Origin of the sequence: Streptomyces sp. WZ-12, from assembly GCF_028898845.1 — a bacterium.
In the GTDB taxonomy this organism is placed as follows: Bacteria; Actinomycetota; Actinomycetes; order Streptomycetales; family Streptomycetaceae; genus Streptomyces.
Genome location: NZ_CP118574.1, coordinates 2,736,370 through 2,761,428 on the forward strand (window position 1 = coordinate 2,736,370; position 25,059 = coordinate 2,761,428).

The following is a 25,059-nucleotide window of genomic DNA, read 5'->3' on the forward strand; positions in this document are numbered from 1 at the left end:
TGCCGGTGACGCGGCGGATATTTCCGGCCGGCCGCGGCGAACTGCTCGTTGCCGCATGCCTGTACGAGCCGCGAGAATGGGAAGTGCTTCCCGGTGTCCGGCCGTTCGCGGTCCGCTTGGGGCGTGCCGTGGTGCGCCGGTGCGACGGGACGCGGCCCGTAGCGCGGACGCGTAGACGAAGGGAGGACGATGACCTTCGGATTCGCCCGGCCCCCGCAAGAACCGCCGCCCGAGTCGGACGGCTCCAGCGCCCGAGGGGGGCGACTGCTGGAGTTGGCGGAGTGGGCCTCGGCCGGAATTCCGTTGCTGCGCGCGCCCCGTGAGGTGGTCGCCGATCTGTACGCCCGTCATCTTCCGGGGACCGGCACGGTGATCGTGGCGGTGTTGGACCCCCAAGAACGAGTCATCGCCAGCGCGTCGTTCGGCGAGCCGGCGATGGCCCCGGACGGCTGGGCGTACCGCAATGCGCTGTTGGCGCAGCTTCGCCGGATCATCCCGCACGATCTGCGACTGCGCGTTCCGGCCCGGACGGCGGTGTTGCTCCACTCCCGGGAGGGTGAGCCCCGTTGGACGGAGGCGGACGGCGCCTGGATGTGGGGCCTGCGGGACGCCTGCACCCTGCACGGGCTCCGCTGCGGGGCGTACATCGCGCTGACCCGGGACCGTTGGCAGGTGGTGGGCGAGGGGCGGGGTGGGCGGCTGCCCAGGGCGCCCTCCCCCACGAAGCGCAAGGTCGGGTCGGACGCGGCGCGGAGCGGCCCTCGCCACGAGGCGTCCGACGGGGACGGTGCGTTGGATGTCACCACTGGGGCGTCCGCCCCGGAGGGCATCGTTCCCTCAGGCGCCGCGCCCCCACAAGTCCCGCGGTCCGAGGGGCAGTCCGTTGCCCAGGGGCTGCCGGTCGGCCCGGGCCCGGTGACCCCTCAGCGCGTCCCGGCGGTGCGGGCGGCGACGCCGGGCGAGCAGCCACGCAATGTCCGGGGCACGCCCCGGCGTTCGGGCGGCGGTGCGACGGAAACGCGCCGGCGCACGGTGGTGCGCTAGGGCGCTTCTGACGGATCTCCGTGGCGGAAGGAGCGGCGTCTGGCGCGTGCGATCGCAAGGCGCCGGGATGTCGTCATAGCGGAGCTATAGGGACATGTCGGCAACGCCGCGACGCCACGGAGATCCGTCAGAAGCGCCCTAGCTGTATTGCCCTGAGGTGTCCGGGCGCGCGAACGAGCCCGACCGGCCATGAGGCCGGCGGGCCGTGTCGGGCTGATGGTGGTCAGGCGTTCGCGCCGAGCACGGCGTTGATCCGCTGCGGGTCGCCGCAGACGATCAGCAGCGCTCCGGCACGGGCCATCGCGGCGGGCAACGCCCGCGCGGTGACCTCGTTGTCGCTTCCGTTGACGGCGACGACCACGACGGGCCGCCCGGTGGTGCGTTCGGCGCCGGCGTCCGCGTAGAACACGTCGTCGGCTGCGTCGTGCTGCGCCCAGTAGGCCGCCTCACCGAAGGACAGTTCGTGGGCCGCCCACGGGTGGTTCTCGCCGGTGGTCAGCACCAGGATCTCGTTCGGCGCGCGGCCGGAGTCCAGGAGCAGGTCGACGGCTTCGTCGGCGGCGTCGATGGCTCCATCGACAGGTGCCGGGATCAACTGGAGTTGGGCACCCTCGGCGGCGCCGGTGGTGGCGACGGGAGGCTGCGGGGAGCCGGTGCGCTGCGCCGGCGGGGCAGGAACCGACCCGCGGGGCGGGGCGGTGGGTCCGGGCTTGCCCGGACGGGCACTGGACGCGGGGGCGCCTCGCGGCGGGGCGGGGCGGGGACCGGGGCCAGGGACAGGACGGGGGGTCGACGCGGTGCGGCCGGCGGCCGGAGTTGCGCGGGGACCCGGGACACTCTCGTGAATCTGAGGCTCCTCGGGGATGAGAGGCATAAAGGGATGTCTATCAAACGTAGGTGCGGAACATTGACAGCGGGTACCGAAATTCCCGCCCCGCTCCGCTCAGAAGTCGAAGCCGAGTTGGCCACCGGCCTCCAGAGCGGCTGCTTCGGGGGTGACGCGCACCTTCTTGAGGTGCTGCCACCGGGGCAGGGCGTCCATGTAGGACCACGACACCCGGTGGTACGGCGTGGGACCGTACTCCTCCAGGGCGGTGCGGTGGGTCGGTGAGGGGTAGCCGGCGTTGGCCGCGAAGTCGAAGTCGGCGTACTCCTGGCCGAGTTCGGCCATCAGGGCGTCCCGCCGCACTTTGGCGATCACGGACGCGGCAGCGACCGCGATGCAGGACTGGTCGCCCTTGATGACCGTCCGGACCCGCCACGGCGCGCCCAGGTAGTCGTGCTTGCCGTCGAGGATGATCGCGTCCGGTTGGACCGGGAGCGCCTCCAGTGCGCGCACGGCGGCGAGCCGCAGTGCCGCGGTCATTCCCAGGGCGTCGATCTCCTCCGGTGAGGAGTGCCCCAGGGCGTACGAGGTGACCCAATTGGCGAGCACGTCGCAGAGTTCGGTGCGGCGCTTGGGGGTCAACAGCTTGGAATCGGTGAGTCCGTCCGGTGGCCGGCGCAGACCGGTGACGGCGGCGCAGACGCTGACCGGACCGGCCCAGGCTCCGCGCCCGACCTCGTCGATCCCTGCGACGATCTTGGCGCCCGTGGTGGCGCGCAGTGATCGCTCGACGGTGTGGGTGGGAGGCTCGTACGGCATGGCGCCAGCCAGATTACGCCTATTCGGCGCCGCCGTCCGCACCGGATCCGAACCTGGGCTCCGCGGACACCGGCGGTGGGCCGGATGCGCGGGTTCGACGCGGCCGCCGGCGAGTGGGCCGAGGGGCGCGAGCGAGCGCGGGTGGGCAGCCATCAGGGCGCGAACTGGCCGGTGGGGGCGGCCAGTTGTGGCGCGAGGTCAGAGGACGGGCGCCCAGGCGGGGAGCGGCTCGGTGCGGTCGAGCCATTCCTGCGGCGGCGTGCCGTCGGGAGCCGCGGCGACGATGCCGCCGACGATGCCGCAGGTGGTGTCGACGTCGCCGCCGGCCCGGGCGGTGGTCCAGATCGCCTGCGCGAAGTCGCCGAGGTTGCGGGCGGCGGCCCAGAGGGCGAACGGCACGGTGTCGTGTGCGCTGGTGCGCCGTCCGCAGCCGAGGACCGCGGCGACGGTGCCGGGGTCGGCGTAGTCGAGCATGTCGCGGGCCCGGCGTAGGCCGGCCTGTACGGCGCTGCGCGGGATCAGGGCCAGCACGCCGTCGATGAGGGCCTCGGGGCGGAGCGCGCGGGCGGGGTCGGCGACCAGGGCGGCCGCGGCGGCCACGGCCATGGCGCCGACGACGGCCTCGCGGTGCTGGTGGGTGGGGTAGGCGGAGATCTCCGCCTGGTGGGTGGCCTGCTCGGGGTCGTCGGCGTACCAGGCGCCGAGGGGCGCGATACGCATGGCGGCGCCGTTGCCCCAGGAGCCGTGGCCGTTGAAGAGCACGGCGGCCAACTCGTGCCAGTCGCCGCCCGCGCGGATCTGGCGGAGGAGGCGGTCGACGACCGGGCCGTAGTCGCGGCCGGCGTCGTGGCGCTCGGCGAACGAGCGGGCCAGGGCGTCCTGGTCGACGCGGTGGTGCATGGTGAGGACCGCCAGGACGGAGCAGGCCATCTCGGTGTCGTCGGTCCACCGCCAGGGCGCGGGCGGCAGTTCGCGGCGCTTGAGGAAGGGGTGGTGGGCGGGGACGAAGAACTGCGCTCCGAGGGCGTCGCCCACGGAGAGGCCGCGCAGGCTCGCCAGAGCCCGCGCGCAGCGGTCCGCGTCACGGGGATCAGGGGTCGTCATCGCTGTGCACTTTAACCGGTGACGCCATACGGCTCGGGCTCGCACCAGCGGTCGAAGGGGCGGTCGAGGGCGTACCGGCCGTCGGGTCCGAGGACCAGGGTGCGCCATTCGGCGTTGTCCGGGTTGGACAGCGATTCGAAGTCGGCGACCGACCAGTGGAACCACCGCATGCAGAACAGCCGCATGGTGAGGCCGTGCGTGACGATCAGGACGTTGGGTGGGTGGCGGGGGTCCTCGAAGCTCCGCCAGAGGCTCTCCAGGAAGGCCCCGACCCGGTCGTAGACGTCGGCGCCGGACTCGCCCTGCGCGAAGCGGTAGAAGAAGTGGCCGTAGGCGTCGCGGTACGCCTTCTGGCGCCGGACGTCGTCGCGGTCCTGCCAGTTGCCCCAGTCCTGTTCGCGCAGTCGCGGCTCCTCGCGGACCCGGACCTTCGCGGGGTCCAGGCCGAGACCCCGGAAGGTCTGGTGGGTGCGGCGGTACGGCGAGACGTAGGCGGAGACGCGCTCGTCGCCGAACAGCCCGCGCAGCCGGTGGCCGGCGGCCTCGGCCTGGCTCCGGCCGGTCGCGGTCAGGGCGAGGGCGTGGTCGGGCTCGCGCTCGTAGACGGTGTCGTCGACGTTCCCCACGGACTCGCCGTGGCGGAGCAGGACGATGCGTCGGGGCCGTGCCATGCGGCCAGCGTAAATCGCCTGCCCTGTACATGCCGGGTGTGGCATTGGGGATGCCGGCCCGGGCGCGCAGGCCCGCGCCGCCGGTTTCGGCAGGCGAAGAGCGCGGGGCGGTCCCTGCGTATTTCGTACGGGCGGCCGGCGAAAGGGCGGCACCGCAGGCGGTCGTGGGGGATGACGGCCAGGGCGCCGGGCCAGTCCGCGGGCCAGTCGGGGGCGGCGAGGTGGTTGGTCGGCTCGTCGAGGAGCAGGGCCTCGGGTTCGGCCGCGATCAGGCAGGCGAGGCCCCGGCCACGCGGGGCGCGGGCGGTGCGGTCCTCGGCCGCGTATCCGCCACGGAGCTCGAAGCGGGCGAGCGGGGCGCGGTGGCCGTCGAGATGGACCGTAGGGGCGTCCCCGAGGACGGCCTCCAGGGATCTCAATCGGCGCTCGCTCTCGCGGAGTTCGGCGAGGGCGGTGTCGACAGCGTCCTGGACGGTGCGGTCCGGGGGTAAGCCTGGGGTTCGGCCCGGACAGCCGGCGCCGCCGTCGTCGGTGAGGACGGTGCGCCCTTCGTCGGGTGGTTTCGGACGGGCGAGGGAGCGCAGCAGGGTGGGTTTGCCGGCACCGTTCTCGTCTGCGCTGCCCAGGCGTTCGACCGGGTGCACGGCCAGAGGGACGGCGTCGAGGAGCGGACGGCCGGCGCGAGGCTCGGTGACGTGACGCGGGGAGATGTGAGTGGGCACGTGATCCTCCAGGTGATGCACGCGGGCGCGCTGGGCGATACCGCCGGAACGGCAAACGCAACTCGAATAGCGTTACGATGAGAGTGCCACACCCGCCGAACTAACGCAATAGGAGTTGCAGTTGACTGGTGACACCGAGTATCCGCGGGCCGGGAGCGACGCCCCGGCGGCCGCCTCCACCCCCGGCACCCGGCGCCCCGGCGGCCGTACGGCCCGCACCCGGGCCGCCGTCCGCGACGCCGTGCTGACCGGTCTCACCGAACTCGGCTATCCCGGCCTGACGGTCGAGTACGTCGCCGAGCACTCCGGGGTGCACAAGACCACGCTCTACCGCCGCTGGGGCGACCTGGAGGGGCTGATCGCCGACGCCCTGGACCTGGCGGGCGAGGACAGTTGGCGACCGCCCGACACCGGCTCTCTGGAGGGCGATCTGCGCGCCCTGGCCCGCGAGGCCGTCGACTCGTTCACCGACCCCGCGGCGGGCGCCTCCGGTTCCGCGATGATCGCGGCCGGCTTCCAGTCGGAGCGGGCGGCCTCGGCGCTGCGCGCCTACTACGCCGAGCGGTTCGCGCGCTGCGAGGCGATGGTGGAACGCGCCGTGCGGCGCGGGGAGTTGCCGAGCGGCGAGGGGACCGTCGTCGACGCCGGGGCGCTGGTCCGGGCCGTGCCCGCCCCGCTGCTCTTCCGGCTCTTCGTCACCCGGGAGGCGGTCGACGAGGCACTCGCCGAGCAGGCCGCCGCGGCGGCGCTGGCCGCGGCGCACGCGGGCGTCTTCACCCGTGACCGGTCCCCCGGTGGCGCGCCCAACTCCCCGGAGCGGACGGGCTGATCAGCGGGCTCACACCGTCCAGGAGGGTTCGAGCTGCACCACGTCGCCCGCGATCGCCTGGACGTCGGCGGCTATCTGGGCCCGCAGCGCCAGCCGCTCCACCCGCTCCGGGCGGTACTTGCCACGCTCGGCCGCTGACTGCCACATGGACAGGACCAGGAACTCCTCACCCGGGGCCCGCCCGACCATCCCCCGGAGCATGCCGGGCGACCCGGCCATCGCCGGGTTCCAGACCTTCTCCTGCATGAGCACGAAGTGGTCGACCCGCTCCGGGCGCACCTGGCAGTGCGCCAGCCGCAGCACGTCCGCGTCCCCGAAGGCCGGCCGGAACCCCACCTTCACGTCGAATTCGTGCTCGAACAGCCGCACTTGGCCGTCCTTGTAGGTACCGGTCTGAGCGGCCGCCAACCGGTCGTGCGAGCGCGCCATGAAGGAGTCGTAGAACGCCCGGCTCTCCCAGAAGCCGACCATGTGGGCCACGCCGGGTCGGGACCGGCTCCACCCCCCGGCCTGCCCCCGGAAACCGGGCTCCCCCAGGAGCCCGGCCCATTTCCGCTGCCCCCGTTCGAACCCTCGGCGGTCCACGACGGTAAGGCGAATCCACTTGACGAGCACCGCGCCATGGTACGGCCCGCGGACCGGCAGATCCGCTGCACAACGAGCCCCGACCGGCCCGAACTCCCTTACGTCCACGGATCGGTGGGAATCGGCGCCTCAAGAGCCGTTCCGCCTTCTCCGCGGCGGCGAGGCACCGGTCCTTCCGGTCGGCGCGCGGCACGCCGACTCTCCCCTCCCGCTCGCGCAGCTCGCAGCCGGCGCGTCCCGGAAGGCGTCAGCGGCGTTCCCGACCTCCGCGCGCACGGCCGGGTGGACGCCGCGCCCGACCGGAGCCGCCATCACCGCCTCCTTGAGGGGACGCGGCAATGGCTCGCCGTACGGGGGCACAAGGACCGCCATCGGGTCACGCGGATCGGCACCGCCGTCGCCCCCACCGGTTCCACCCGGAGTGGCCTCCGACGGCCAGGCCAGGGGTGACGGTGTCCCCGTAGCGGACGCTGGGAGTGTGCGCACAACGGGCGAACTCTGGGCCGTGTTCGGCCGGTTGATCGCCCGGTTGGTCGGCGAAGCCGCCGGGACCGCAGTGCCGGAACAGGCCGCGCACCCTCCTCGCCCGCACCGGCGGCCTCATCGGCCACCTCTCCCCCGCCCGAGCCCTAGACGTCCTCGACGGCCGCTTCTCCCGCTTACGGAGCGAAGCGGTGGCGTGAGTGACAGGCGCCGGGTGGCGGGGAGGGGACGGCGAGTGGTGGGCGGTGGGCGACGCACACACGGGGACAACTGACTGGGAAGTCCGGAGACTTGTCGACACGGTTCAATGTGGCTCACCAGCTCACAGCAATCCGAAACAATCCGCGCCGCGGTGGAGGCAATGCACTCATTGCACCGAGGCGCATTCCGCATTGCACCGACGATCAATGGGCGGATTGCGCCGGGATGCGAACGCCCCTGGCCGGCCGTGCATTTCGCGGGCCGGCGCCCGAGGGGGCGTGGGACCATGGACGAACACGGGGAAATTCCGGGGCAGTTGTCTGCGGCACTCGCGGACTTCCGTCACGGGAGCTGACGGAAGGGAGCCCGGTGAACACGTTCAACAAGGGCATCGAGAAGGTCGTGGTGGCGCTCGGCTGGGACCCCAGCCCCATCGGCGAGCCGGACATCGACCTGGACATCATCGCGGCGACGTACTCGGCGGATGCACCGCACGGCGAGCCGGCCTACCTGGTGCACTTCGACAGCCGGTCACCGGACGGAACCATCACCCTCAACCGGGACAGCCGCACCGGCCAAGGGTTCGGTGACGACGAGGTGTTGACGCTGGAGTTGAGCCGGGTGTCCGAGCGCTACTCCCGCGTCGTGGTGGGCGTGGTGATCCAACAGGCGCACGGCCGGAAGGTCTTCGGCGAGGTGGAGAACACCCTCGTCGAGGTCCGCGAGGGATACGGCAAGCTGGCGCGGAACGACTTCGCCGGAGTCGAGGACGCAACGGCGGCGGCGGTCGCCGAATTCGTCCGGGACGCCCACGGCGAATGGCGGTTCCAGCAGGTGCTGCGCGGGTTCGACACCGACCCGGAGACCTTCACCAGGGTGATGGGGAACTGACGGATACACACACGGAGAGCCGGGTGGGGAGGCGGCCCAGGCCCGCCTCCCCACCCCGCTGTCCTTTGCCCAGCACCCCACCTCGCCCCGCCCCGTCACCCGCCGGCCTTCTTGCGGCGACGGTGGGCCGCGACCCGTTCCCGGGTGGCACAGGCCGATGAACAGTAACGGCGGGCGCTTCCCGGGCTCGCCCCCAGGTAGAGGGTGGCGCAGCCGGACGCCGCGCACTCGCCCCAGGTAACGCGGCCGTACTCGGTCAGGATCTGGGCGAGCGCCAGGGCGCTGGAGGCCAGGAACCAGTCGGCCCAGCCCGCGTCGTCCCCTCGGTCGATATGCAGGTGCCAAGGGTGACCGTCGTGCCGGGAGAGCCGCGGACGGGCGCCGCAGGCGGCCAGCAACGCGTTGAGGGCGTGGGCGGCCCGGTCGGTGTCGGTCTCGGTGAGGAAGTCGGCCATCCGGGCGGCGGTGGCGCGGAGTTCATCGGCGTCGCGCTCCGAGAACGCCTCCTCGGCGAGATCGTCGGGCCCCTCCCCGTGGCGGGCGAGGAGTTCGACGAGGGCGGCGCGGGGTAGATCCGGGGCCACCCGGACGGCGTTGGCGAGATCGATCAGCCGCTCGGCCGGCCGGAAGCCGTGCCGTGGATCGCCGTCACCGAGGTCGACGCCTGTGCCGGTGCCGGTGCCGGTGCCGGCAGTGGTGCCCGTGGACTTCTTGCGCCGGGCGCCGCCCGAGGTGTGGGGATGCATCACCCAATCCGTTCCGTGCAGTTCGCGCACTTCCGTTACTTCTGTCACTTCTCTTACTTCCGATACTTCCGTGCCGCTGCTGTTCCTTGCGGCCGTTCCGTTCCGCCACCGCCCCCGCACTGTTGCCGCTGAGCACTGCTGTTGGGGATCACCGCTGACCGCACTTCTCGCCTCCACAACCCACACCCACACCCACACCCACACCCACACCCACCGTAACGCCCTATAGTCATAAACCGTTACGTCATCGTCGGAGGGAGGCTGGCCGTGCGCCTCGCCCATAGCCGTCCCGGGTTACCGCGCTATCTGACCGTCGCCCTGTTCGCGCGGCTGGCCGAGGAGGGCATGGCCGTGGCCGCGGTCCTGCTGGCGCTCGCTCGTAGCGGGAGTGCCGCCCAGGGGGCGTTCGTCCTCACCGCCTGGATGGCGCCGCACGTACTTGCCGCTCCCCTAGTGGGCACCCTCGCCGGGCGGACCCGACGGCCTCGGCTGTTCCACCTCGCAGCTCTGGGCGGCTTCGCCGCGGCCATCGCCGCGTTGGCGATGCTCACCGGGCACGCCCCCGCACCGGTGACGCTGACCGTGGCCCTGCTCGGCGGCTGCTGCGGCCCGGTGGTGTCCGGCGGACTGTCGGGGCTCATAGCCGACTTGGTTCCCGCCGGGCCGGCGCGCGATCGCGCCTATGCACTGGACGCCGCGGTCTACAACGCCGCCTCGGTCGCCGGCCCGGCCGTCGTAAGCGTGCTGGCCGGACTGTGGTCACCGGGCCCGGCGATGGGGCTCCTCGCCGGGGCGGCGACGGTCGCCGCCGTGCTGTCCCCCGGTCTCTTCCACGGGCGCGTGCGGCCCGGCACCCGTCCGCAGGTTGGCGGGCCCGGCACGGCCGCCCTGCGGTCCGGGACCGCCGCCGGCCTGACCACCGTGGTGCACGTCCGGGAACTACGGGCGATCACCGCCGCCACCTGCCTGGCGTTCGTCGGGATCGGCGGACTGACCACCACCACGGTGCTGCTCGCCGCCCATCGTGGCCATCCGGGCAGCGGCGGCGCCCTGATGACCGCGTTCGCCGCAGGGGCGCTCACCGGGGCACTGGCCATGGCCCGGTGGCGGCCCCGCATGACGGCCCAACTGATGGCCACGGTTTCCCTGTTGGGCACCGGGGCGGCCCTCGCTGCCGCCGCGTTGGCACCTTGGCCCGAGGCCGTCGTGGCGCTGTTCGTCGTGGCCGGGCTGTGCGACGGGCCGTTGCTGACCGCGACGTTGCGGATCCGGGCCGACCACGCCCCGACGGCCGTACGGGCCCAGGTGTTCACCCTGGGAGCCGGCCTGAAGATCACGGCGGCGGCCTGCGGCTCGGGCCTCACGGGTCTGGCCACGACGCTACCGCCGCCCACCCTGCTCCTGACGATCGCCGCCCTCCAGATCATGGCGGCGCTGCTCCACACGCTCCTCCTGGCGAGCGGCCGGCACTCCACCCCGCCCGAGGACGACCGCACCGAGGACGACCACGCCGAGGGCAACCCAACCAAGGGCAACGCCATCGAGGGCAACCTCACTGCCGGCAGCCCCAATCCGGACAGCTTCACCAAGTGCCACCCCACTCAGGACGGAGCGACACAGACAAACAAACCCGGGAACGGCCCGATAGCGACACCCCACCCCCGAACAGCGCCTCGCCCCCAAGCCGCACCCACCCCAACAAAATGCTCACCCCACCCCCGAAACACCCCAACCTCCACCCCTCTCACGCAATTTCCCACCCGCCCCCACCACTTATCCCGCCCCTTTCCCACCACTCACTCCACCCCACCAGCCATCCCACAGTCGCCCCATAACCACTTGCCCCGCCCTTCGCCCCCGCCCAGGATTGCGGCCATGCCAGTCCTCACCGCGGGCGACGGGACCGTGCTCGCTTATCACGTCCAGGGAAATGACAAAGGCGAACCTCTGCTCTGCCTCCCGGGCGGCCCCATGCGCGCCTCCGCCTACCTCGGCGATCTGGGTGGCCTGGCGGAGCACCGCCAGTTGATCCGGCTCGATCTGCGCGGCACCGGCGCATCCGGCATTCCCGCCGACCCGGCGACCTACCGTTGCGACCGACAGGTGGACGACGTCGAGGCGCTCCGCGCACACCTCGGTCTCGAATGCGTCGACGTTCTCGCGCACTCCGCTGCCGGTGATCTCGCTCTGCTTTACGCCGCCCGTTTTCCGGCGCGGGTCCGCAGCCTCACCCTGGTGACCGCCCGGGCGCGCGCACTCGGCGTCGAATTCACCGAGGCCCACCGCCGGGAGGCGGCCGCGCTGCGGTCCGCCGAGCCGTGGTTCCCGGCCGCCCACCGCTCCTACGAGGCGGTCTGGTCCGGCACCCCCACGGAGGCCGACTGGGACGCCATCGCCCCGTTCTTCTACGGGCGTTGGGACGGGGCGGCCCAAGCGCACGCCGCCACCGAGGTCCCGCAGACCAACGAAGGGGCCGCGGAGCGGTACGCGTCCGCCGGCGCCTTCGAGCCGGCCGCGACCCGGGCCGCCCTGGCGGCACCGGCCGCGCCGCGGGTGCCGATGCTGCTCCTCGTGGGCGAGTTGGACGGCGGGCCGTTGCCCCGCATCGCCACGGAGATCGCCGCACTCCTGCCCGACGCCACGGTCGTCGTCCAACCGGGCGCCGGCCACTTCCCGTGGTGGGACGATCCGGAACGCTTCGCTCGGACCGTCACCGCGTTCCTCCCGTAGGCCCCTCGTCGCACGCGCCGCACACCACCAAACGCCAGGCGCGCACGTTCACGGGAACCCGCCCACGCCAAAGCGGCGGAGCCCGGTTTCTCACCGGACTCCGCCGCCCTGGTAGTGCTCAACTCATGCCCGGCGGCCGCTCATCGGCCGCCGCCCCGTCGGGGCTCCGGGCTTAGCTGCAGCCGCTGGTCGAGCCGCAGCCCTCGCAGAGGTAGCAGCTACCAGCCCGCTGCATCTTGGTACCGCAGGAGAAGCAGAGCGGGGCGTCCGCGTTGATGCCCAGCTGCATCTCCACCAGTTCGGCGTTGGTGTGCGCCTGCTTGGGGGCTGGCGCGGCGCTCTCCTCGACGACCGGGGTCGACGAGCCGGACGGCTTGGGCGCCTCCACCTTCGGGGCCGACTGGGCCAGGCCCTCGACGTCGACCTCGTCCTCGGGCAGCTCGTACGAACCGGTCTCCAGGTGACGCTGGCGCTCCTCGACGGAGTGGATGCCCAGCGCCGAGCGGGTCTCGAACGGCAGGAAGTCCAGCGCCAGTCGGCGGAAGATGTAGTCGACGATCGACTGTGCCATCCGCACGTCCGGGTCGTCGGTCATGCCGGCCGGCTCGAAGCGCATGTTGACGAACTTCGAGACGTAGGTCTCCAGCGGCACGCCGTACTGGAGGCCGACCGACACCGCGATGGAGAAGGCGTCCATCATGCCCGCGAGGGTCGAGCCCTGCTTGGACATCTTCAGGAAGACCTCGCCGAGACCGTCGTCCGGGTAGGAGTTGGCGGTCATGTAGCCCTCGGCGCCGCCGACCGTGAAGGAGGTGGTGATGCCGGGACGCCCCTTGGGCAGCCGCTTGCGGACCGGTCGGTACTCGACGACCTTCTTCTCCGCGGGCTGCTCGGCGGTCTCGGCCTTCTTCTCCTCCTCCTTCTTCTTGGCGGAGAGCGGCTGGCCGACCTTGCAGTTGTCGCGGTAGATCGCGAGCGCCTTCAGGCCCAGCTTCCAGCCCTGGTAGTAGACGTCCTCGATCTCCTCGACGGTGGCCGTCTCCGGGACGTTGACCGTCTTGGAGATCGCACCGGACAGGAACGGCTGGGCCGCGGCCATCATGCGGACGTGGCCCATCGGGGAGATGGAGCGCTCGCCCATGGCGCAGTCGAAGACCTCGTAGTGCTCCGGCTTGAGGCCGGGGGCGTCGACGACGTTGCCGTGGTCGGCGATGTGGGCGACGATCGCCTCGACCTGCTCGGGCTGGTAGCCGAGTCGCTTGAGCGCCTTGGGGACCGTGTTGTTCACGATCTGCATGGAGCCGCCGCCGACCAGCTTCTTGAACTTGACCAGCGCCAGGTCCGGCTCGACGCCGGTGGTGTCGCAGTCCATCATCAGGCCGATGGTGCCGGTGGGGGCCAGCACCGACGCCTGGGCGTTGCGGAAGCCGCTCTTCTCGCCGAGGCGCTGCACGTCCTGCCACGCTTCGGTGGCCGCCGCCCAGACCGGGTTGTCCAGGTCGTCCATGCGCTTGGCCGCGGCGTTGGCGTCCGCGTGCTGCTTCATGACGCGCTTGTGGGCGTCGGCGTTGCGGGCGTAGCCGTCGTACGGGCCGACGATGGCGGCCAGTTCGGCGGAGCGCTTGTAGGAGGTGCCGGTCATCAGCGAGGTGATGGCACCGGCCAGGGCGCGGCCGCCGTCGGAGTCGTAGGCGTGGCCGGTGGCCATCAGCAGGGCGCCGAGGTTGGCGTAGCCGATGCCGAGCTGGCGGTAGGCGCGGGTGGTCTCGCCGATCTTCTCGGTCGGGAAGTCCGCGAAGCAGATCGAGATGTCCATGGCCGTGATGACCAGCTCGACGACCTTGGCGAACCGCGCGGCGTCGAAGGACTGGTTGCCCTGTTCGTCGTCGCGGAGGAACTTCAGGAGGTTGAGCGAGGCGAGGTTGCACGAGGAGTTGTCCAGGTGCATGTACTCGCTACACGGGTTGGACGCGGTGATGCGGCCCGACTCCGGCGAGGTGTGCCAGTGGTTGATGGTGTCGTCGTACTGGATGCCGGGGTCGGCGCAGGCCCAGGCGGCCTCGGCCATCTTGCGGAAGAGCGACTTGGCGTCGACCTCCTCGATGACCTCGCCGGTGAGCCGGCCGCGCAGGCCGAAGTTGGCGCCGGACTCGACGGCCTTCATGAACTCGTCGTTCACGCGGACCGAGTTGTTGGCGTTCTGGTACTGGACGGACGTGATGTCGTCGCCGCCCAGGTCCATGTCGAAGCCCGCGTCGCGCAGCGCGCGGATCTTCTCCTCTTCCTTGACCTTGGTCTCGATGAACGCCTCGACGTCGGGGTGGTCGACGTCGAGGACGACCATCTTGGCCGCGCGGCGGGTGGCGCCACCGGACTTGATGGTGCCGGCGGAGGCGTCGGCGCCGCGCATGAAGGAGACCGGTCCTGAGGCGTTGCCGCCGGAGGAGAGCAACTCCTTGGAGGAGCGGATGCGGGAGAGGTTCAGGCCGGCACCGGAGCCGCCCTTGAAGATCATCCCCTCTTCCTTGTACCAGTCCAGGATCGACTCCATGGAGTCGTCCACGGAGAGGATGAAGCAGGCGCTGACCTGCTGCGGCTGCTTCGTGCCGACGTTGAACCACACCGGCGAGTTGAAGCTGAAGATCTGGTGGAGCAGGGCGTAGGCCAGCTCGTGCTCGAAGATCTCGGCGTCAGCCGGGGAGGCGAAGTAACCGTTCTCCTCACCGCCCTTGCGGTACGTCTTGACCACGCGGTCGATGAGCTGCTTGAGGCTCGACTCGCGGCTGGGGGAACCCACCGCGCCGCGGAAGTACTTGCTCGTGACGATGTTGACCGCGTTCACCGACCAGAAATCGGGGAACTCGACGCCACGCTGCTCGAAGTTGACCGAGCCGTCGCGCCAGTTGGTCATGACGACGTCACGGCGCGCCCACTCGACCTCGTCGTACGGATGCACGCCGGGGGTGGTGTGGATGCGCTCGATGCGCAGACCCTTGCTCGCCTTGCTGCCCTTGGCGCGGGAGCCTCGTGCCGGGCCGCTCGTCGTCTCTGTCATTCCGCCTCCCTGTATACGGGCAAACGCCCATATGTGCACACAAATTCCGTGGCACGGTGTATGTCTTTCCGGAGTCGGGACGCCCTGCTCTCGTCCCGGCTCAGGTCTGGATGCTCGCCGAGCTCTAGTCGGCAGCGTTGGCGGGCACGGGAACGACCGGCTCGCCGGCCCCCTCGTCGGCCCCGCCGTGCGCGGGCGGCCCCTGCTCGCGCTGCTCACGCAGCTCGGCGATGGCCGCCTCGAAGTCCTCAAGTGAGTTGAACGCCCGGTAGACGGACGCGAAGCGCAGGTACGCGACGAGGTCGAGTTCCTGCAACGGGCCCAGTATGGCGAGCCCGACATCATGGGTGGTCAGCTCGGCGCTGCCGGTGGCGCGCACCGCCTCCTCGACCCGCTGGCCGAGCTTGGCGAGGGCGTCCTCGGTGACCGGGCGGCCCTGGCACGCCTTCCGCACGCCCGCGATGACCTTGGTGCGACTGAAGGGCTCGGTGACCCCGCTCCGCTTGATCACCATCAACGACGCCGTCTCGACGGTCGTGAAGCGGCGGGAGCAGTCGGGGCACTGGCGCCGGCGGCGGATCGCCGTCCCGTCGTCCGTGGTGCGGCTGTCGACGACCCGACTGTCCGGGTGCCTGCAGAAGGGGCAGTGCATGGCTCCACCCTCCTCAACCCTCGGAAACGGAAGCACGCCAAAGAGAACCGGCGTACGACGACGGACACCTCCGGCCGGTCCCTGCGGGCCCTTCGGAGCAGCCACCAGCATAGGCGATCCCTGGGGCCCAACGGACCCGGCACCACAACTTGTAGGCGGCCGACCGCATCTAAGCACTAGATGTGGTGTCGGGCCGCTTATATCTGCCTACCGCGTGTCGCGTTGGCGGTGCGGGTGCGGGCCGTCCAAGAGGGTACGGGAAGCCACCCGGCACGGGGCCCGGAGGGGCGGGGATGACACAATCGGCGACGCCGCGGCGGGCCGTCGCCGCGGTGCCGTCGACCGCCTTTCACGGCGGGTTCCGGTCGGCATTCCGGAGCGGAATCCGGACGGGAATCCGAGGTCGCGCGCCCCGGGGGCCCGAATTGCCATTCGGCTATACACCGCACCGCTTGATCAGGTCAGCCAATCGCGGAATTTTTCACTCGAACGTGTGTTTGGCGCAACCTTTCGAAAGCAACTACCGTTGGCTAACTAGGGAGAACATTTCGAGAGGGGCCGACGTGACCACTACCGCAGACAGCGCGACCATCACCGCACAAAGCCACTCCCAGAGCCGATTCGAGCAACCGCAAAGGGCACCGCGGCCGATGGACGAGACCACGTCGGACTCCGAAGAGCACAAGCCCGCCCGCTCGTTGCCGGGTCGCCCTCCGGGTATTCGTGCCGACAGTTCCGGGCTCACCGACCGCCAGCGCCGGGTGATCGAGGTGATCCGGGATTCGGTGCAGCGGCGCGGCTATCCACCGTCGATGCGGGAGATCGGCCAGGCCGTCGGGCTCTCCAGCACCTCCTCCGTCGCGCACCAACTCATGGCCCTGGAGCGGAAGGGCTTCCTCCGGCGCGACCCGCACCGCCCGCGGGCGTACGAGGTCCGCGCCTCGGACCAGCCGACGAGCGCGGCGACGGAGACCGCCGGCAAGCCCGCCGCGTCCTACGTCCCGCTGGTCGGCCGGATCGCGGCCGGCGGGCCGATCCTGGCCGAGGAGTCCGTCGAGGACGTCTTCCCGCTCCCCCGTCAACTGGTCGGCGACGGCGAGCTGTTCGTGCTGAAGGTCGTCGGCGACTCGATGATCGAGGCGGCCATCTGTGACGGCGACTGGGTCACCGTCCGCCGCCAGCCGGTCGCCGAGAACGGCGACATCGTCGCCGCCATGCTCGACGGGGAGGCGACCGTCAAGCGCTTCAAGCGCGAGGACGGCCATGTCTGGCTGCTGCCGCACAACGCCGCGTACCAGCCCATCCCCGGCGACGAGGCGACCATCCTCGGCAAGGTGGTCGCGGTGCTGCGCCGGGTCTGAGGCCACCCCCACGACCGGGCCCCGGGACGGAACCACTGCGCCGGTTCCGTCCCGGGGCTCTGTACTGTCCGGGAGCCGCTCCCGCGGCGCTCCCCGGGCCCCGCCCGCGCTACTTCTCCGCCGCCTCGGCCTCCTTGGCCGCCTGGTCGATGCGGGCCAGCGAGCGGCGGACCTGATTCCGGTCCGTGGTGTACCAGAAGTCCGGCATGGACTTGCGGAGGAAGGAGCCGTAACGGGCCCGCTCCACCCGTGGGTCCAGCACCGCGACCACGCCGCGGTCACCGGTGGCCCGGACCAGCCGGCCCGCGCCCTGGGCCATCAGCAGCGCGGCATGGGTCGCCGCGACCGCCATGAAGCCATTGCCGCCGGCCTCCTCCACGGCCTTCTGCCGTGCGCTCATCAGCGGGTCGTCGGGCCGCGGGAACGGCACCCGGTCCATCACCACCAACTGGCAGTTGGGGCCCGGCACATCCACGCCCTGCCACAGCGACAGCGTGCCGAACAGGCACGTCCGGGCGTCCGCGGCGAACGTCCGGATCAGCTCGCCGAGCGTCTCCTCGCCCTGGAGCAGGACCGGCATGTCCAGCCGGCCGCGCATCGCCTCCGCCGCGGCCTGGGCGCCCCGCATGGAGGAGAACAGCCCCAGCGTCCGGCCGCCGGCCGCCTCGATCAGATCCGCCAGCTCGTCCAGCATGTCGTCGCGACTGCCCTCCCGGCCGGGCTGGGCGAGGTGCTTGGCGACGTAGAGGATGCCCTGCTTGCCGTAGTCGAAGGGCGAGCCGACGTCCAGGCCCTTCCACACCGGCTCGTCCTCGCGCGCGGTGCCCTCCGGGCCCAGGCCCAACGAGGCGGCCACGCCGTTGAAGTCGCCGCCCAGCTTGAGGGTGGCGGAGGTCAGCACCACGGAGCGGTCGGTGAACAGCTTCTCCCGCAGCAGGCCGGAGACCGACAGCGGCGCCACCCGCAGCGAGGCGCCGAAGCGGTCGTGGCGCTCGTACCAGACCACGTCGTACTCGGAGCCGCCGGTGATCCGCTCGGCGACGTCGTGGACGTTCTCCACGGAGGCCAGGGCCTGCTTGCGGACGGCGTCCTCGTCCTGGACCGACTTGTCGCGGGTGGAGCCGAGCGCGACGATCACCGTGCGGGCGGCGTCCCGCAGCGCCATCAGGCAGTACCCCAGCTCCTCGGGGATCTCCTCCAGGCGGCCGGGCAGCGCCAGCTCCATCAGCCGCTCGAAGGTCTCCGCGGCGGTCTGGAGCTGGTCGGCCGCCTTCTCGTTGACCAGCTTGGCGGCGCGGCGGACGGCGCGGTTGACCTGGCCGGGGGTGAGCTCGCCGGTGGCCACGCCGGTGACCCGGGAGACCAGCTCGTGGCCCTCGTCGATGATCAGCACCTCGTGCTGCGGCAGGACCGGGGCGCCCTCGATGGCGTCGATCGCCAGCAGCGCGTGGTTGGTGATCACCACGTCGGCCAGCTTGGCCCGCTCCCGGGCCGCCTCGGCGAAGCACTCCGCGCCGTACGCGCACTTCGACGCGCCCACGCACTCCCGGGACGAGACCGACACCTGGCCCCAGGCGCGGTCGGAGACGCCGGGGGTCAGGTCGTCGCGGTCGCCGGTCTCGGTCTCGTCCGCCCAGTCCCGCAGCCGCAGCAGGTCCTGGCCCAGCTTGCTGGTGGGCGCGGCCTGCTCGAAGACGTCGAAGAGGCCGTCCTCCTCGTCCTGCGGGGCACCCTCGTGGAGGCGGTGCAGGCAGACGTAGTTGGAGCGGCCCTTGAGCATCGCGAACTGCGGCCGGCGGCGCAGCTGCGGATGGAGCGCCTCGACCGTCCGCGGCAGATCGCGCTCGACGAGCTGGCGCTGGAGGGCGAGGGTGGCCGTGGCGATCACCACCCGCTCGCCGTGGGCCAGCGCCGGCACCAGATAGCCGAGGGACTTTCCGGTGCCGGTGCCGGCCTGTACCAACAGGTGGGCGTTGTCGTCCACGGCCTCGGCGACGGCCTCGGCCATGGCCACCTGGCCGGGCCGCTCGGTGCCGCCGACGGCGGTGACGGCGGCATGGAGCAGATCGGGGAGAGAGGGCTTCGTCATAGCGTCTGCAAGCCTACGCGGGACCACTGACAGCAGGGTCGGTCACGGGACGTGCAGGGGGTTGGGGACGGTGCCGTGGACGGCGGCGTGCGGGCGGTCGCGGCGGTCGCGGTAACCGTCCACGTGCAGCCGGTTGCGGTTCAGGCAGAGCCGCTCGATCTCCGGGGTGAGCAGGTCGAAGGTCTCCTGCCGCTCCTTGAGGTGCGGGAAGCGCTCGTGGTGCCGCAGGATCTCCGCCCGGACGAGTGACCAGAACTCCCCCTCGGGAACGCCCAGTTGGTCCTCGCACAGCGGAGCGAGGTACCGGAAGACGCCGACGAACAGGCCGGAGTGGATGAACTGGGTGAGAAATGCCGGGGGTTCGGTGAGCAGCACCGCCCGGACGTCGTCCGGCATGCCGTCGTGCTCCGGCAGCGGCTGGGCACTGGTGTTGACGTCGTCGACGAAGTCCTTCATGGCGAGTCGGGTGGGGATGTCGTTCTCGTCGAAGACGACGATGGCGTTCTCGCCGTGCGGGGAGAAGACCGTCCCGTACTGGTAGAGGAAGTGCAGCAGCGGCGGCAGGAGGGCGGCGAAGAGCCGGGTCAACCAGCCTTGCGGGGTCAGGCCGGAGCGGTCCACCAGTTCCGCGGTCAGCGCGCGGCCCGTGGGGTCGGTCTGGAGCAGCGAGGCCAACGTGCGGGCGCGCTCCCCCGGTACGAGGTAGTGGGTGAGCGGCTCCCGCCAGATACAGCCGAGCAACTCCTTGTACTGGTACGGGACTCCGGGCAGCCGGTCGTAGAGGGGGTGCTCCACGGTGACGGAGGCGGTCTCGCCGAGCAGGATCACCCGCGTCTCGTCGCGCAGATACGTATCGCCGTCGCGTAGGGAGTGCATCCAGCCGGTGACGGCGGGGGCGGCGAGGGTCCGTTCGGTGGGCAGGCCGCGCCAGACCAGGGTGTTGAGGATGGACAGCGGGAGTTTGACGGTGCGCGCCTGGGGGCGGGTGAGGTTGAGGAAGGTGCGGATCGACTGCTGCGGGAGGCGGAGGTCGTTGTCAGTGGGCAGCGCGATGATGGATCCGTCGGCGAGTTGCGGGGCGAAGAGCGGCGCGATGGTCTCGTCCCACTGCCAGGGGTGGACGGGGAGGTAGAGGTAGTCGGCCGGGTTACGGCCGGCGTCGGCGAGGGTGGCGGCGAAGGCGCGGGCGGTGGCGGGGTCGAGTTCCCCGTCGTAGAGGCGATCGGGGGTGGCGAGTGCGGGGACGCCGCGGTAGTGGGCGATGCGGCGGTGGGCGGCGAGCCAGGGCAGCCGCCGCGGGGCGCGGGCCTCGGGGGCCCAGGTTTCCGCGTCGGTGGCGGAGAAGCCGAGTCGGCCCTTGTTGGCGACCAGCCAGGGGTGGCCGGTCTGGTGGCCTTCGAGCGCGGCGTAGTCGAGGTCGGCGAGGTCCGCGGCGCTGAGCGCGGTGGCGTCCAGGCGGGTGTCGGCGGCGAGGGTGGCGGTGAGTTCGCGGATGAGGTGGCCGGTGGTGTCGCCGGACAGGCCCAGGACGGTGTCGTGGGCCCGGGTCAGGAAACGGAGGGGATCGGCGTGCGGGGTGATCGAGTCGGCGTCGACGCGCCAGTGCCCGTAGGCGCCTCTGCGGGCGGTGAAGCGGTAGGTGAGGTCGTCGGCGACGGGCAGGCGGTAGCGGGTGCGGCCGTCGGGGGCGGGGCCTTCGGGTTCGGGGGTGAGGATCTCCTCGTAGGCGAATTCCCCGAGGGTCTTGGCGAACAGCCGGCGGGCGGCGCGCTGCCAGGCGCCCTGCGACGGGGCGGGCCCGGACGCGGCGGACGGGTCAGGTCGGCCGGCGGGAGCGGAAGGACGGGACACAGGAGGCAAGGTGGGACTCCTCGGTGCGGGACCGGCCGGGCACGTGCGGGGGACAATCGGGCCGGCGGGATGGATGACGGAGCGGGCCAGGGCCGTCGACGGACGGCCCCGGGGTCAGAGCTGGTGGCGGTGGGCGCGGTCCCGGACCATCAACGCCGCGCGTTTCTCGGGCAGTTGGATCTCCTCCTCGTAGCGGAAGCCGGCGCCCAGGAAGGCCGCGACGGAGGGGGTGTTGCGCAGGTCGGGTTCGGCGATGACGCGTCCGCACCGCGGGCGGCGGTCCAGGACGAGGTCGGCGGTGGCGCGCAGCAGCGCGGTGCCCAGGCCGCGCCCGCGGTCGCGGCCGGCGCCCAGCAGCAGGTGGATGCCGGTGTCGTGGGGCCGCGCCGGGTAGTAGCGGGCGACGCGGTCCAGGTCGGCGCGGTAGATCTCCCAGTAGCTCATCGGGGCGCCGTCCAGCACGCCCAGGCAGGGCACGCTGCGGCCGTCGCCGTCCAGTTGGGCGCGCAGGTGGGCGGCGGTGGTCTCCGGGGGGCCGGCCAGCTCCCAAAAGGCGTTCACGGCCGGCTCGTTCATCCAGGCGACGATCCGGTCCAGGTCGCGCCCCGGGTCCACGGGGACGAGGGCGAACGGCCCGGCGGGAGTGTCCGCCGGCGGCCAGGCGGCCAGGTCGTCCAGCAGCGGGCCCGCGGCCGGGGTGGGGGCCGCGGGCGGTGCCGCGCCGGGGTGGGGCGCGGGTGGGTCGCCGTGGACGGCGTCCGGCGGGGAGGTGAGGCCGGATTCGGTCGGGGGCACGTGACGCCCTCCTGTGGGGGCTGGGGACAACAGGGCCTAGGGCACGAGCGGGTTGGGGACGGTGACGTAGACGGACTGGGTGTCCACCGGGCCGACGAGCTCGTCCAGGCCGTGCAGCCGGGTCGCGAGGTTGGCCTTGCAGCGCAGGGTGCGGGCGGTCAGCAGCAGTTCGGGCAGGGTGGAGCGGTGCGCGGCGGGGGCCGCCGCGGCGTCGGTGAGGAACCGCCGGAAGGCGGCGAGCAGGAGCTCCTCGCGGATCAGCCGGGCCGCGCCGAACGCCCCGATGAGGCCGAGGACGTTGTTGATGCCGAGGTAGTAGGCGAAGCGTTCGTCGGTGACGTCGTCGGCGACGAAGGTGTCGCTGGCGATGCCGATGCCCGGCAGTCGCCGGTCCAGCTCCGCGCGGCGGGAGGTGCGGAAGTAGTAGCCCTGGTTGTCGCGGTAGCGCCCGCCTACGGGCCAGCCGTCGGCGTCCAGGAGGACGAGGGTGTTCTGCTGGTGGGCCTCCAGGGCGACGCCGGCCGTCCCGTCGAGCCAGAGGACGGGACGGACGACGGCTTCGAGGTAGCGCAGGAACCACTCCGTGGCCACCGCGCCGGCCGGCCGCCCGGTGCGGGCGCTGAGCGCGCCGACGACGCTCTCCAGACGGGAGCGCATCGCGCCGTGGTCGGGCCAGGGGCGCGGCGCGGTGAGCCCGGCGATGCAGACGGCGTCGTCGGCGGCGTCGAAGGGCTGGTGGCGGACGACCACGTCCAGGCCCTGGACGGGGGTGCCGTCCGGTGCGTCGACGGCGAGGTAGGCGGGGTCGCGGACGATGTCGAAGCCGGGGGCGGTGGGGAAGGCGGCCTGCCACTGCGCGGCGAGTCCGGTGCGCAGCAGCCGGTGGACCTCGACGCCGCGCAGCAGTTCCTTGCGGAGGTTCTCCCGGCGGGAGTTGGTGATGCGCACGCCCAGGGAGAGCTTGAGCATCGCGGGCGCCCCGGGGCGGCAGACCGTGCGGACGGAGGAGGTGGGGTGCCAGTGGGGGCCGTGCGGGCCGAGGTCGTGCAGCAGTCCGGCGTCGCGCAGCGCGGCGACCTCCGGGCGGCTGGCGAGGTCCCGGGCCTGCCAGGGGTGGAGCGGCAGCGGCACGGCGCCCTCGGGCAACGGCAGTCCGTCGCCGGCCAGTTGGGCGGCGAGCTGCCCGGCGGGCACGGTGCGGCCGCGCTCGGTCCAGGCGGAGTCGGCGGCGACGGCGGAGGGGTCGACGGCCATCCAGTGGAGCGGGAAGGAGCCGCGGAGTTCGGGCGAATAGGCGCGGACCTCGGCGTCGGTGAGGCCCTCGCGGCTCTTGGGCGTGGGGTGCAGGGGGTGGCCCAGGAGGAGCGACTGCTCGGCGTCGAGGAAACGGGAGCCCGGGTCCTGCGCGGGGTGGGCACGCCGGTCGGCGATGAACAGGGCGGTGATGCGCACGGAGTTGGCGACCCGGCCGACCAGTTCGGCGCCGTCGCCGTCCGGGGCCTGCGGGCCGTCCGCTGCGGGCGGTTCGTCGCCGTCGGCGACCCGGTGTTCGCCGCCGTCCGAGGCCCGCCGGTCGCCGCCGTGCGCGGCCTCCCGGCGCAGCAGCGCGGCGAGGGTGACGGCGTCCAACGGGGCGGAGCCGGCCGGGGTGCCTTCGAGGGTGGGGGCGCCCAGGCGGTGCCAGCCGGTGGGTGACCAGTGCCGGACGGGGACGTGCAGGGCGGTGGCGCTGGCGTGCAGGGCCAGCCGCAGCCGACCGCCGGCGGGGCGGGGGGTGTCGTGCTCGCGGATCCAGCAGCGCAGGAGGTTCTCGATGCCGGCGGCGTCGGCGGCGACGGCCGGGTCCGGGTGGTCGAGGGGGTCGGCGTCGGGGTGGCGCACGGGGCCGTGGGCGCCGCGGTGGCCGGCGGCCGGGGTCTGTTGGTGGCAGGTGTCGTCGCCGGGGCGGCGCTGTTGGCGGGGGACGGCCGGTTCGACGAGGCCGGCGCCCGGTGGGTGGGCGGGGAACCGCTCGGCGGCCTGGATGCCGTCGTGGCCAGGGCGTTCGTTCATGCGGGGGTGCCTCGCAGGGTGGTGGGGGGTGAGCCCGGGGGCCCGGGGGTGGCGCGGACGGCCGCCGCGATGGCGTCGGCGAGCCGGTCGAGGACCGCGTCCGCCTGTTCGTCGGTGAGGGTCAGGGGTGGCAGCAGGCGGACGACGGCGGAGTGCCGGCCGCCGAGTTCGACGATCAGGCCGCGTTCCAGGCACGCCTGTTGGACGGCGGCGGCGAGCGCCGGGGCGGCGGGGCGGGCGCCGAGCGGATCGGCGTCGGCGTCCCGGTCGACGAGTTCGACGCCGAGCATCAGGCCGCTGCCGCGGACGTCGCCGATGCAGTCGTGGGCGGCGGCGACTTCGCGGAGCCGGGCGAGCATCGTGGCGCCGAGCTCGGCGGCGCGGGTGGCCAGGCCGTTGCGGCGGACGTAGGCGAGGGTGGCGGTGCCGGCGGCCATGGCGAGTTGGTTGCCGCGGAAGGTGCCGGCGTGCGCGCCGGGGCGCCAGGCGTCCAGTTCCTCGCGGTAGACGATGACCGCGAGCGGCAGGCTGCCGCCGATCGCCTTGGACAGCACGAGCACGTCGGGCACGATGCCGCTCTGTTCGACGGCCCAGAAGGTGCCGGTGCGGCCGACGCCGGTCTGGACCTCGTCGACGATCAGGGGGATGTCGCGGGCGGCGGTGATCTCCCGCATCCGGCGCAGCCAGCCGGCCGGGGCGGGGATCACGCCGCCCTCGCCCTGGACCGGTTCGAGGATCATCCCGGCGGGCCGGGGCACCCCGCCCTTGGGGTCGTCGAGGAGGTTCTCGGTCCAGCGGGCGGAGAGTTCGGCGCCGCGCTCGCCGCCGGTCCCGAACGGGCAGCGGTAGGCGTAGGGGTAGGGAAGCCGGGTCACTCCGGGGTGCCGGGCCCCGCCGGAGGCGGCCAGGGCGCCGGCGGTCATGCCGTGGTAGGCGCCGGAGAAGGCCGCGAGTCCCTGGCGGCCGGTGGCGGTGCGGACGAGGGTGAGGGCGGCCTCGACGGCGTCGGTACCGGCCGGGCCGCAGAACTGGATCCGCCCCTTTTCGGCCAACTCCCCGGGCAGAGTGGCGAACAGCTCCGTGGTGAAGGCGTCCTTGACCGGGGTCGCCAGGTCGAGGACGTGCAGCGGCGCGCCGGAGTCGAGGACGGCGCGGATCGCCTCCAGGACCACGGGGTGGTTGTGGCCGAGCGCCAACGTGCCGGCCCCGGAGAGGCAGTCGAGGTAGCGCCGGCCGTCGGCGCCCTCGATGGTCAGCCCGCGGGCGCGCACCGGGACGATCGGGAGCGAGCGCGCGTACGTGCGGGCGGCGGACTCACGCAGGGCCTGGCGGCGCAGGATCCCCTCGTGGGCCGACGGTGCGGCCGCCGGCCCGATTTCGGTCAACGCCACGGCAGTTGTGTCCTCCCGGCTGGTGAACTGCTGGATACCGCGCGGCCAACGGGCAGCCCGGCCGTCCCCCGTACGTACCAACGACGGCACCGGCGTGGGAACACGGGACGGCGTCAAGATCCTTGACGGCGGGAACCGGGGCCCCGGGTACCGTCGTCCCCC

At 72.6% G+C, this 25,059-nt stretch carries 18 protein-coding genes and 1 pseudogene; 5 read left to right on the plus strand and 14 right to left on the minus strand.

From position 1 onward, the window contains the following. Positions 1-189: 189 nt before the first annotated feature. A pseudogene (locus PV796_RS11390) lies at positions 190-765 on the plus strand (hypothetical protein); the annotation flags it as partial. Between the two features lie 502 nt (positions 766-1,267). Here the strand turns inward: PV796_RS11390 and PV796_RS11395 are convergent. The 5 genes from PV796_RS11395 to PV796_RS11415 form a co-directional block, all read right to left on the minus strand. Next, positions 1,268-1,918 (minus strand): hypothetical protein, encoded by a 651-nt coding sequence (locus PV796_RS11395; RefSeq protein WP_274912837.1) that lies wholly within the window; start codon positions 1,916-1,918, stop codon positions 1,268-1,270. A 69-nt stretch (positions 1,919-1,987) separates the two neighbouring features. Next, positions 1,988-2,689, minus strand: coding sequence for a ribonuclease HII (locus tag PV796_RS11400; protein WP_274912838.1), 702 nt, complete (start codon positions 2,687-2,689; stop codon positions 1,988-1,990). Between the two features lie 198 nt (positions 2,690-2,887). Further along, the gene (locus tag PV796_RS11405; protein WP_274912839.1) at positions 2,888-3,793 is read right to left on the minus strand and encodes an ADP-ribosylglycohydrolase family protein; all 906 of its coding nucleotides are present in this window, start codon (positions 3,791-3,793) and stop codon (positions 2,888-2,890) included. 11 nt (positions 3,794-3,804) lie between these two features. Further along, a complete protein-coding gene (locus PV796_RS11410) occupies positions 3,805-4,464 on the minus strand; it encodes a histidine phosphatase family protein (RefSeq protein ID WP_274912840.1) in 660 nt (219 codons plus the stop codon). Beyond that, complete coding sequence (locus PV796_RS11415; RefSeq protein WP_274912841.1) at positions 4,362-5,186, minus strand: hypothetical protein; 825 nt, start codon at positions 5,184-5,186, stop codon at positions 4,362-4,364. Before PV796_RS11415 ends, PV796_RS11410 begins: the two co-directional genes overlap by 103 nt. Positions 5,187-5,307: 121 nt before the next feature. Between PV796_RS11415 and PV796_RS11420 the strand changes: the two genes are divergently transcribed. After that, a complete protein-coding gene (locus tag PV796_RS11420; RefSeq protein ID WP_274912842.1) occupies positions 5,308-6,015 on the plus strand; it encodes a TetR-like C-terminal domain-containing protein in 708 nt (235 codons plus the stop codon). 9 nt (positions 6,016-6,024) lie between these two features. On the opposite strand, the gene PV796_RS11425 is transcribed toward PV796_RS11420, so the two are convergent. Further along, complete coding sequence (locus tag PV796_RS11425) at positions 6,025-6,630, minus strand: YdbC family protein (RefSeq protein WP_274912843.1); 606 nt, start codon at positions 6,628-6,630, stop codon at positions 6,025-6,027. Between the two features lie 1,023 nt (positions 6,631-7,653). Between PV796_RS11425 and PV796_RS11430 the strand changes: the two genes are divergently transcribed. Further along, entirely contained in the window at positions 7,654-8,175 is a 522-nt protein-coding gene (locus tag PV796_RS11430; RefSeq protein WP_274912844.1) for a TerD family protein, read from the plus strand. A 95-nt stretch (positions 8,176-8,270) separates the two neighbouring features. Here PV796_RS11430 and PV796_RS11435 read toward each other — a convergent pair whose 3' ends face one another. Further along, positions 8,271-8,921 (minus strand): CGNR zinc finger domain-containing protein, encoded by a 651-nt coding sequence (locus tag PV796_RS11435; RefSeq protein WP_274912845.1) that lies wholly within the window; start codon positions 8,919-8,921, stop codon positions 8,271-8,273. A gap of 267 nt (positions 8,922-9,188) precedes the next feature. Here PV796_RS11435 and PV796_RS42040 point away from each other — a divergent pair, with 267 nt between their 5' ends. Further along, entirely contained in the window at positions 9,189-11,651 is a 2,463-nt protein-coding gene (locus tag PV796_RS42040) for an MFS transporter (RefSeq protein ID WP_342456905.1), read from the plus strand. Positions 11,652-11,823: 172 nt separating this feature from the next. On the opposite strand, the gene PV796_RS11450 is transcribed toward PV796_RS42040, so the two are convergent. After that, complete coding sequence (locus PV796_RS11450) at positions 11,824-14,706, minus strand: vitamin B12-dependent ribonucleotide reductase (protein WP_274912846.1); 2,883 nt, start codon at positions 14,704-14,706, stop codon at positions 11,824-11,826. A 124-nt stretch (positions 14,707-14,830) separates the two neighbouring features. Next, complete coding sequence (gene nrdR / locus PV796_RS11455; RefSeq protein ID WP_274912847.1) at positions 14,831-15,358, minus strand: transcriptional regulator NrdR; 528 nt, start codon at positions 15,356-15,358, stop codon at positions 14,831-14,833. A gap of 563 nt (positions 15,359-15,921) precedes the next feature. Between nrdR and lexA the strand changes: the two genes are divergently transcribed. Next, positions 15,922-16,719 (plus strand): transcriptional repressor LexA, encoded by a 798-nt coding sequence (lexA, locus tag PV796_RS11460; RefSeq protein WP_274912848.1) that lies wholly within the window; start codon positions 15,922-15,924, stop codon positions 16,717-16,719. Positions 16,720-16,828: 109 nt separating this feature from the next. Here the strand turns inward: lexA and PV796_RS11465 are convergent, their stop codons facing one another. The 5 genes from PV796_RS11465 to PV796_RS11485 form a co-directional block, all read right to left on the minus strand. Further along, a complete protein-coding gene (locus PV796_RS11465) occupies positions 16,829-18,808 on the minus strand; it encodes an ATP-dependent DNA helicase (RefSeq protein ID WP_274912849.1) in 1,980 nt (659 codons plus the stop codon). Between the two features lie 42 nt (positions 18,809-18,850). Beyond that, entirely contained in the window at positions 18,851-20,659 is a 1,809-nt protein-coding gene (locus PV796_RS11470) for an IucA/IucC family protein (protein WP_446750681.1), read from the minus strand. A 114-nt stretch (positions 20,660-20,773) separates the two neighbouring features. Beyond that, entirely contained in the window at positions 20,774-21,454 is a 681-nt protein-coding gene (locus tag PV796_RS11475) for a GNAT family N-acetyltransferase (protein WP_274912850.1), read from the minus strand. Positions 21,455-21,490: 36 nt separating this feature from the next. Next, on the minus strand, positions 21,491-23,506 hold the full coding sequence (locus PV796_RS11480) for an IucA/IucC family protein (RefSeq protein WP_274912851.1): 2,016 nt from the start codon (positions 23,504-23,506) through the stop codon (positions 21,491-21,493). Then, a complete protein-coding gene (locus tag PV796_RS11485; protein WP_274912852.1) occupies positions 23,503-24,897 on the minus strand; it encodes a diaminobutyrate--2-oxoglutarate transaminase family protein in 1,395 nt (464 codons plus the stop codon). The genes PV796_RS11480 and PV796_RS11485 overlap by 4 nt, the downstream gene beginning before the upstream one ends. Positions 24,898-25,059 lie beyond the last annotated feature (162 nt).

Bases quoted from the DNA above. Each gene is read 5' to 3' on its own strand.
- PV796_RS11410 (WP_274912840.1), bottom strand. From the start codon at position 4,464: ATGGCACGGCCCCGACGCATCGTCCTGCTCCGCCACGGCGAGTCCGTG.
- PV796_RS11450 (WP_274912846.1), bottom strand. From the start codon at position 14,706: ATGACAGAGACGACGAGCGGCCCGGCACGAGGCTCCCGCGCCAAGGGC.
- PV796_RS11405 (WP_274912839.1), bottom strand. From the start codon at position 3,793: ATGACGACCCCTGATCCCCGTGACGCGGACCGCTGCGCGCGGGCTCTG.
- PV796_RS11395 (WP_274912837.1), bottom strand. From the start codon at position 1,918: ATGCCTCTCATCCCCGAGGAGCCTCAGATTCACGAGAGTGTCCCGGGT.
- PV796_RS11465 (WP_274912849.1), bottom strand. From the start codon at position 18,808: ATGACGAAGCCCTCTCTCCCCGATCTGCTCCATGCCGCCGTCACCGCC.
- PV796_RS11480 (WP_274912851.1), bottom strand. From the start codon at position 23,506: ATGAACGAACGCCCTGGCCACGACGGCATCCAGGCCGCCGAGCGGTTC.
- nrdR (WP_274912847.1), bottom strand. From the start codon at position 15,358: ATGCACTGCCCCTTCTGCAGGCACCCGGACAGTCGGGTCGTCGACAGC.
- PV796_RS11435 (WP_274912845.1), bottom strand. From the start codon at position 8,921: ATGCATCCCCACACCTCGGGCGGCGCCCGGCGCAAGAAGTCCACGGGC.
- PV796_RS11400 (WP_274912838.1), bottom strand. From the start codon at position 2,689: ATGCCGTACGAGCCTCCCACCCACACCGTCGAGCGATCACTGCGCGCC.